Origin of the sequence: Bradyrhizobium sp. (assembly GCF_049586575.1) — a bacterium.
GTDB lineage: Bacteria > Pseudomonadota > Alphaproteobacteria > Rhizobiales > Xanthobacteraceae > Bradyrhizobium.
Genome location: NZ_JBAVCF010000558.1, coordinates 1 through 5417 on the forward strand (window position 1 = coordinate 1; position 5417 = coordinate 5417).

The following is a 5417-nucleotide window of genomic DNA, read 5'->3' on the forward strand; positions in this document are numbered from 1 at the left end:
ACGTTGACTCGGCGGGCTCATAGATGGCTCTGCAGGACGGCCAGCTAACGTCGAAGATCTTCATCGGTCTATCGTGCCCGTATGCGCGCGAAAACAATTGCAGAGATCAAGGCAACACAGCGACCGGACGCAGGTCATAAACAAAATTTAAAGCGAGAAACTGGTAGCGCGCGTTACACTCGGATCACCTGAATGGGAGCAATCCCAAGGAGAGAAAAAGGGAGTTCCAATATGTCATTCAACACAACGCTTCGCGTCGGCGCGACCGCTGCCGTCATTGCACTGTTGTCCATTTCACCGATGACTGCAAAGAGCGGCTACAATTCCGCAAAGCAGCCTCGGCTTCATCGCGCTCATCACGCTATCTATCGAGGCGAACGATTACCTTATGCGCCGGAGTACGGTTTTCTTACTCACGTTCCGCCGAACGCGATGCGGACGCCTGGTTATACTTTCGTTCCAGGCAAGGGGATAATTGGCGAGTCGTGCGACTTGCCGACCAGCGCCTGCTCCAATCAGTATCGCGATGTACAGTAGAAAAAAGTCGAACGAGATATAAAGAAAAGATGGAGCGATCGAGCCCCGTGCCGCCGCGTCGCCCAAAGCGAAATTGAGAAATTAAAGCCCGATCACGTTTTGTGAGGCTTTCGGGCAACACTGTGTCGCAAATGCGTCGACACGCTCTGTATGTCATCCAGCATTCATCGACCTCACCCAGAACTTCTCCGCCGTACCCTAGGTCGGAAGAAAACTATTTAGCGCATGTTGCGCAGGAGGTTGTCGATGAAATGCAATTCGTTGGCACGCACGGAGAATTCCGTGGCGTGCCTTTCCGTTCTCCCCTCGCAAAAGAAAGGAGGGGGCGGCCGTAAAATCAGGCAAGGATTCGGCGGTTTGTTGGCTGGGGCGCTGCTTGGCGCATCCCCGCTCGCCGTACTCCCGGCCCATGCCGACGAAGCGCAATTGCAGCATCAGATCGACGTGATGCAGAAGCAATTGGCGAAAATGCAGCGCGAACTGGCGGCGAAGAAGCAGGCGCCGGCGCCGCACGTAGCCGGCGTACCGGCCGGGGCCGCACCCATCACGACGCGCAACGGCACCGAGATTCTCATTCCCGCCCCCTCGGCCCCGCCGCCGGTATCGGCTGACGGCCAGACCATCTTTGCCAAGGCGCTGCCATCCTGGGTGGACGGCATTCACTTCTCGATGGCCGGCTCGTTCATCGTGGCGGAAGGTGCGTACCGCCAGCACAGCGAAGTGGCGAATGGCGCGAGCGATCCGCCCTTCGGAAGCCCCGGCATACCGCTGCAGAATTCGGCCCTTTCCAACGAGCGCGAGTTCCGCATGAGCTCGCAACAGAGCCGCATTGCCATGAAGATGTGGGGTGACATCGACCCCAATCAGCACGTCAAGGGCTACTACGAAATGGACTTTCTCGGCGCGTCGACTGACGCCAACAACCGCGAGAGCAACAGCTTCACACCGCGCATCCGCCAGGCCTTCGGCGAATACGACAACGACCTCTGGCACTTTCACTTTGTGGCCGGTCAGGCCTGGAGCTTGCTGACCCAGGACCGGGTCGGCATGTTGCCGAACGCCGAGAACGTGCCGCTCACGATTGACGCACAGTACGTCGTCGGCTTCGACTGGCTGCGCAATCCGCAGCTGCGATTTGTCTATGACATCAACAAGACCGCCTGGTTCGGCGTCTCGGTCGAACAGCCGGCCGCGGTGTTCCCGGGTTCGCCAAGCGCGTCGGCCGTGTCGCCGCCCGCACCGATCGTCACCAGCATCAACAACACCTGCACCGGTTCGACGCATCTCAACGGTACGACCACCTGCTCGAGCGACGTGGCTCCGGACGTGATCGAAAAGTTCGCCCTCGATCCGGGCTTCGGTCACTACGAACTGCTCGGCGTGGAACGCTGGTTCTCCGATCAGGTCGCCAACACGACGGTACCGAACAGCTGGTCGCAGAAGACGACCATGGGTTGGGGCGTCGGTGGCAACGCCTTGTTGCCGGCGATTCCAAAAATCCTCGACCTGCAAGGCAGCGTTCTCTATGGACAAGGCATCGGCCGCTATACGGCGAGCCAGTTGCCTGATGCCACCATCGGTCCGGATGGTTCGCTGAGCCCCATCACCGAGCTGTCATTCATGGTTGGCGCTGTCGCCCATCCCTTCGCGGGCAACGACATCTACGCCTACTATGGCGAGGACAGGACCTTCGCCAACGCGTGGACCTCCGGAGCAACGCAAGGCGGCTGGGGCAATTCCAACTTCCTCAACACCGGATGTGTCAACCAGAACCTTGGCGGCGGCACACTTGGCGGCTTCAACACGCCGATTGCAGGCAGCACCTGTACGTTCGACGTTCAAAAGTCGCAGGAGTTCACCATCGGCTTCTGGCAGGACGCCTACAAAGGCAATCTGGGACGGGTCCGCTATGGCCTTCAGTATGAGTATGTGAGGCTGACGGCCTTCCAGGGTGCCTCTGGTCCCATCACACCGACCAGCACCCCGAACCAGGGGCTGAATCCGAACAACAACATCCTGTTCTTCTCGGTTCGCTTCTACCCGTTCAACTGACCGCGCTTGAACCTGTTCGGAACGAAAAGTCGGCGCCGCCAAAATTTGCTAGTTTTGCGGCGCTGACGCTTTTGCCCCATCCCGCGTGTTGACGTCATTCAGAGTCTCGAAAATGATTGGCGCGCTCGACGAGATCGACCATGTGGGCGGCCGCATGAATCGTCAGAGGATGCAGGGTAAAGCCGGGCCGTGGTGAGATATAACCTGCCATTTCACGCGCCAATCGGAGTTGGTCATCCGATGCTGTTGCAAGTATGGAAATCATCAGATTCTCCAAAGCGATGACACGGACGCGCAGCGTCACGAGTTCGGCATTGGTCAGATCCGGGATGGCAATTCGCTCGGTTTGGCGCGCCGGATCCGAGTCGGGCCCGTCGGGGCCCGCGCCGCCTTCGTTGTCCCACCTGGACAGAGCGCGTTGACGCAGGTTCCATTCGCTGGAGATATCGGAATTTTCTCGCGACATGCTTAGCTCCTCACGTAGTCACTAACCAGACTCGACGGCCCACGGCGATCAGATCGGCATGCGATAGCCGTAGAACTCATGGTCCTCATTATAGCCGCCATGGCCCGCGCCGAGATCGGCGAAGTCGCGAACGAATTCGATGTCGGTAAGGTGACGGAATCGTCCTTGGCGGTCCAGACGCGCCCCTTTGGCACCGGAACCTGGAAGCGGAACCAGTCAGTCCCGGCGTGCAATCGCGGCCCCAGTAGAGCCTGGGATGGTCGGCCAGGATTTGCAGGCCGGCGCGCATGATGAACAGCATGAAGAACATGTTCAGGAAATGCTGAAGCTGCAGCCACCACGGAAACCCCGAATCGACCGACGGCGCGGCCTGCGCGATGCCGGGATGCTGCTGGATAAAGGCTTCTATGCCAGGAATCTCACGCAGGCTTTGAGCGATGGCAATCAAGCACAGCAACGCCGCGGCTGCGATCGGCAGTCCCCACAGCGTGTTGATCCAGCGCTGACCTATGCGAATCCGAGGCGCGATTCCCTGTTGTGGCGGCATCCAGTGATTGAGGCGGATGCGATCGTCGGCATCGCCAAGCTTGGCACGAAGCGGCTCGACGGAGGAAGATTGTGTGTTCGTCGGCATTGGCCAATCGTTGTCGATCATCGGGCGTACCTGAGGGTAGGGACGTCAATCGCCAAGTTTGGTAAGCGCGGTACCCCTGTGGAAGGCGATATGATCCGTCTTGCTGCTCTTGATCTCGTATTGTGGATCATTTGGGCTCGCATGGTGGGTATAGCCGTTGACCTCGAACTCGCGGGTATGCACGCGGGTGATCGTGCCGCTGACGCGTCCCGCCTCGGAATTCCAGCTCACGCGATCATGGATCTTGAGGGTCTTCGGCACGGTCGTTCGCTCCCATGCCGCCAAAGAACTGCAAAGGAAGCAATTCGAACGCATATTTACGTGTGCGGCATGAGCACCAACCGCCGCGGTGTCTGTCGGTTCCATGAAATCGCAGCATCTTTCGCGCGCCTTTTGTTTCCGGCATCGGACGCGTAGGATCATAGCGAGGCGGGTTGGTCGCGCGCCGCTTGGAGCGACGACACACGCACACTTTTTTCACCATAGGTCACTCGACCAGGACGATCGTCGAATTTGTCGATCTCTTGCAGGAGTCCGGTGTCGGCCTCGTTATCGACGTGCGGTCGATGCCCCGGTCGCGCACCAATCCGCAATTCAAGCCGCCGAAGGCGATATACAAACTGGCTATGCCCCTCAATGCTTGCGAAGCGGCGTTCTGTGCCAACGACAGATATCGCAGTGCATAGGCGCATCGTCAATCCGAGATCGTTTTGGGGAGAAGCAAGTCCAGATTGCGAAAGTGCCAGTGCGAACGTGGCGTGTGTTGCGCTCACGATGGCTGCAGAAAATCGTCGAGTCGCTGATGGTCGATCGGACAGACAAACGGATCCGAAGAATTGGGCTTGCGATGTCCCGCTCGCTGGCTTGCGCGCGTCATGCGGGGATTGGTGGAGATTCTCGTCTCACTCGCATGGCTCGCTGAAATTTTGCCGCCGATCACGAAAAGCGGCGGGGCCGGTGATTCCGACTCACGTCCGTTTGAATCCTTAGGTTCCTAATGTGTTTCGCCAGCGAGGAGCGGCGCATGTAAGAAGCGATCGGAGGAGGGGTTCACCACAAAATGGAAAACCCCAATGAACATTAGAACACTTGGCGTTGTCGCGATCGTTGTCGCGGCAGTCTCGAGCCCGGTCCTGGCTCAGGATGTCGACGGATCTGCCCCGCAGAGGCCGGCCCACGCTCTCCGGCACTACCGCGGGACGTATAACGAGGTACGGCAGCCCGGATATGCCGCGCCGCAGATGGGCAATGGCTGGAGCACCGAGAGGGACTTCGACCGTTCGCGGATCGGCGATCACGACCCGGATTTGCATCCGGCGGGTAGCTGATCTCCCGGCCGGCTCGTTGGCCTCGCGACAGAACAGGAACGATTGAACGGTGCTGCGGTGGCCCCGGTTTTATACCGGGCCGCCGCAGTAACCATGACCCGCGCCGTCGATCCCGATTGGATCGGAACGGCTCAAGAGGAGGTCTCAAGATTACACGATACGATCACGGAAAACGGCGCCCCTCGCGATTGCGTTTCACGCTCGTTTGAGTCTGCGCTCCCGGAACGCCTTTCGTGCGTGCCGGTTGAGGCGTCGTGCAGGATGGAAACTTGTCCAGGAGAGGGTTAACCACGTAAAAACGGAAGAACCCTATGACCCTCAAAACACTCAGTGCCATTGCAATTATCACCGCTTCTCTCGGCAGCCCGGCCTTCGCTCAGGACCAAGCCATGGATGGGCC

General features: G+C 59.1%; 7 protein-coding genes. 4 read left to right on the forward strand and 3 right to left on the reverse strand.

Going from position 1 to position 5417, the window contains the following annotated elements; genetic code table 11:
- Positions 1 to 231: 231 nt before the first annotated feature.
- Positions 232 to 537 (forward strand): hypothetical protein, encoded by a 306-nt coding sequence (locus WB528_RS21115; protein WP_423890357.1) that lies wholly within the window; start codon positions 232 to 234, stop codon positions 535 to 537.
- 282 nt (positions 538 to 819) lie between these two features.
- Entirely contained in the window at positions 820 to 2589 is a 1770-nt protein-coding gene (locus tag WB528_RS21120) for a hypothetical protein (RefSeq protein ID WP_423890358.1), read from the forward strand.
- A 94-nt stretch (positions 2590 to 2683) separates the two neighbouring features.
- On the opposite strand, the gene WB528_RS21125 is transcribed toward WB528_RS21120, so the two are convergent.
- From WB528_RS21125 to WB528_RS21135, 3 genes are all read right to left on the reverse strand, one after another.
- Positions 2684 to 3055: a hypothetical protein gene (locus WB528_RS21125; RefSeq protein ID WP_423890359.1), complete on the reverse strand. Its 372-nt coding sequence runs from the start codon at positions 3053 to 3055 to the stop codon at positions 2684 to 2686.
- Between the two features lie 88 nt (positions 3056 to 3143).
- Positions 3144 to 3689, reverse strand: a complete 546-nt coding sequence (locus WB528_RS21130; RefSeq protein ID WP_423890360.1) for a hypothetical protein — start codon at positions 3687 to 3689, stop codon at positions 3144 to 3146.
- 45 nt (positions 3690 to 3734) lie between these two features.
- Positions 3735 to 3950 (reverse strand): DUF2945 domain-containing protein, encoded by a 216-nt coding sequence (locus tag WB528_RS21135; protein ID WP_423890361.1) that lies wholly within the window; start codon positions 3948 to 3950, stop codon positions 3735 to 3737.
- Positions 3951 to 4138: 188 nt separating this feature from the next.
- Here WB528_RS21135 and WB528_RS21140 point away from each other — a divergent pair, with 188 nt between their 5' ends.
- Positions 4139 to 4375, forward strand: a complete 237-nt coding sequence (locus WB528_RS21140; RefSeq protein ID WP_423890363.1) for a DUF488 family protein — start codon at positions 4139 to 4141, stop codon at positions 4373 to 4375.
- Positions 4376 to 4762: 387 nt separating this feature from the next.
- Positions 4763 to 5017 carry a hypothetical protein gene (locus WB528_RS21145; protein ID WP_423890362.1) on the forward strand — a complete coding sequence of 85 codons (255 nt, stop codon included), beginning with the start codon at positions 4763 to 4765 and terminating at the stop codon, positions 5015 to 5017.
- Positions 5018 to 5417: the final 400 nt, after the last annotated feature.

What these genes read in the sequence shown, in the direction of transcription:
- WB528_RS21115 (WP_423890357.1), top strand. Translation starts at nt 232, where the DNA reads ATGTCATTCAACACAACGCTTCGCGTCGGCGCGACCGCTGCCGTCATT.
- WB528_RS21125 (WP_423890359.1), bottom strand. Translation starts at nt 3,055, where the DNA reads ATGTCGCGAGAAAATTCCGATATCTCCAGCGAATGGAACCTGCGTCAA.
- WB528_RS21130 (WP_423890360.1), bottom strand. Translation starts at nt 3,689, where the DNA reads ATGCCGACGAACACACAATCTTCCTCCGTCGAGCCGCTTCGTGCCAAG.
- WB528_RS21145 (WP_423890362.1), top strand. Translation starts at nt 4,763, where the DNA reads ATGAACATTAGAACACTTGGCGTTGTCGCGATCGTTGTCGCGGCAGTC.